The 2,789-nt window shown below is 36.9% G+C and carries 1 protein-coding gene and 1 pseudogene; both read right to left on the bottom strand.

Going from position 1 to position 2,789, the window contains the following annotated elements; translation table 11 throughout:
- Positions 1-148 precede the first annotated feature (148 nt).
- On the bottom strand, positions 149-2,284 hold the full coding sequence (locus Ga0466249_RS25640; RefSeq protein WP_215832342.1) for a BglG family transcription antiterminator: 2,136 nt from the start codon (positions 2,282-2,284) through the stop codon (positions 149-151).
- 110 nt (positions 2,285-2,394) lie between these two features.
- A pseudogene (locus Ga0466249_RS25635) lies at positions 2,395-2,789 on the bottom strand (PTS mannitol transporter subunit IIBC); the annotation flags it as partial.

Raw genomic sequence — 2,789 nt, 5'->3', positions numbered from 1 at the left:
AAATATTCATTGGGCAGCCAACCTGTGGGGATAAAAAGTGCGGTGATCAAGCCCCATGCGATAATGGCTCCAATATTAGGCATCACCATTCCGCTTAGAAATCTCCCGAATTTTTGAACCTGTTCCCGACCTTTATCTTCAACCATTCTTATTCCCCCATGAGATTTTTCTTTTTAGAATGATAAAATTCTTCTAATGCATTACTTATCTCGACTGCTGCCTTTTGCTCGGTTCCCTCTTGTAAAACTCTTATAAATTCAGGTCTTTCAATAAGTATTTTACTAATATAACTAATGGTTTCCATGGCATTTTCACTGGTGTTTCCCGGAGCGAGCATAATAATCCCCATTTTAATCGCTTCACTGCGGTTTTTTCCATTGACCGCAACGATTTCATTTCCAATCTGAACAACACCAAAATAGAGTTTTTTCACTGCATTTGTACGACAATGCAGTAAGACAAAACCATGTCCAGTGATAAAAGTGCCCCCTTTTTCTTCTCTTTCCTGCAATGCATAAGCTAGCTTTCTAGTCATTTCATGACTAGAGCCAACTAAAGAGCTAACTCCTTGAATGATTTCTTCGATGGTCCTAGCTGTATCATCTTTGACTAAAAAAAAGTTTTCTAAAATTTCAAGGATCGCTTTACCATAAGACTGTAAGGATATTAATCGTTCTTTGAATTTTATACCGTCATCATTCATACTAGGATAAAAATGAATTTTATCTACCAGTAATTTCATTTGATGATTAATTCTATTTTTATCTTCTTCAAAGAGCAGGGGATTCACAATCACTACAGGAATTGAGCAATATTCAATGGTGACTGTAGATATGATAAAATCGATTTTTTGCTTGCTTAACCGTGTTTCATCAATATGAATCGTAGAAATAATCTCTACAACCTGGATGTTGTCATATTCCTTACCTATCTTTGTAGCAAGCAATCTAGATGTCCCGATGCCTGTTGGACAAGCAATTGCGCACCGGTAAACCGGTTTTGGTAGTTTAACACCCGTTTCAATAGCTGCTCCTAAATGCATAGCAATATAGGCAATCTCAGAGTCAGGCATTTTAATTTCCAATTGTTTTTCTATCACTGTCGCACATTTTCTACTGAGGGTAATTAATTCGGGATAAGATGACCTGATTTCTTCCAAAAATGGATTTCTTATATCCATATTCATTTTCAATCTACTAATAGACGGTCCTAAATGGTTCACCAGTCCAATCAACAAATTTTTATTCTGGGCTAATAAGCAGCCCGTTTCCAATTCGGCTATTTTGATCATTTCTTTGGAGATTTTAACCAATTCAAAATTACCGATTATTTTACCGTTATCTTTTTCATAATCATTACGATTCTTCGAACCTCTAATATGCATAGTGATATAGCCAATTTCAGATTTCGGAACTTCAATGGCAAAGCTCTTTCCAATATTAGCTGCCATATCAGCTGCAACCAAATACTCCGGATATTTTTTCAGTTCCTGCAAAAATTCTTCATCAATGGTAATTTCTTCATTCTTTTTAATTCTTTGCACTGCGAGGGCCAGATGTACAATTAACCCTACGTGTGCGCTATCAGCCAGCGTATGACCAATTTTCCCCTCCGCCGCGTGTATAGAAGATTCTAATTTATAAATAACTTCTTTATCAATTAAATTCAAAAGTCTTCTTCGCGTCTTCGTCTCAATATCATTGGATTGATCCGTCGAATTCATTAAACTGTTACGTATGACTCCCAGTAATTGATCCTCTTCAACATTCTCATAAATAAAACGGGCCATGGCTTTTCTAATATCATTTTCCTGCCCTTCGATATAAACTCCTAAACCAGGTTTTCTGATCAGCTTAATTGTCTGCTTTGCAAACCACTGTTCTACTTTATCTAAATCATTACTGATAGTCCCTTCCGTAACTTTCAATATGCTAGTAAAATTATATAATTTTACGGCCTCTTGATTTTGCAGTAATTCGCTAATGATAACAATTTGTCTCTCCTTGGGAGAATATAAATTTTCTTCCTTTTCTCCTTGCAAAATATCTAAAATAATTGTCTTTCTGTCGCTACTGCCATTTACCTTAATGCCAGCTCCTGTTTTCTTACTTAAACTACAGCCTTTTGATGCTAGCCATTGTTCTACATCATATAATTCTCTTAAAATTGTTTTAGCACTTACGCCTAACTCTTTGGCAACAGCGGAAATTGTCACATACTTGTCTTCCGAACAAATTCTAAGCAAGATTTTTTTCACCCTGGAATTCATTTTACTATCTTGCATAAAATCCCCCCTGTAACGATCCAGTACTCCGCCAAAACTAGCTACTTCAAAATCATCAGGTAAACTGGGCCAAAAGAAACCAAATTACCTGACAGGAACAAACCACCAAATTAGCGTAATCGATTAACCAACTCATCATATTTAGGACTAGTTAGGAAATTGTTAATAGAAATGTGTTCTGCGTTTATAGCCATATTTTTCGCTCTCTCTGTTAAGCTCTCATGAGTAATAACAATCTGTGCATCAGCGGGAATCGCTTCGATTGCACAATTTACTACTTCGATATTGAGTCCGGCCTTCTGAAATTTATTGCGCAACGTAGTGGCTCCCATAGCACTCGATCCCATCCCTGCATCACAGGCAAAAATGACTTTCGTAACTGCCCTTTTAACCTGAGTTCCCTTAAGATCCTGAACTTTCTCCCTCGCTTCTTCCAGCTTGGAATCATCCTGTTTGGTACTAGCTTGTTTTACAAACACGGCAGCAATGAGAAATGAAACCGCTG

The sequence above is a fragment of the Pelorhabdus rhamnosifermentans genome, assembly GCF_018835585.1.
GTDB lineage: Bacteria > Bacillota > Negativicutes > UMGS1260 > UMGS1260 > Pelorhabdus > Pelorhabdus rhamnosifermentans.
This window is presented reverse-complemented; position numbering and strand designations above follow the sequence as displayed.

Bases quoted from the DNA above. Each gene is read 5' to 3' on its own strand.
- Ga0466249_RS25640 (WP_215832342.1), bottom strand. From the start codon at position 2,284: ATGCAAGATAGTAAAATGAATTCCAGGGTGAAAAAAATCTTGCTTAGA.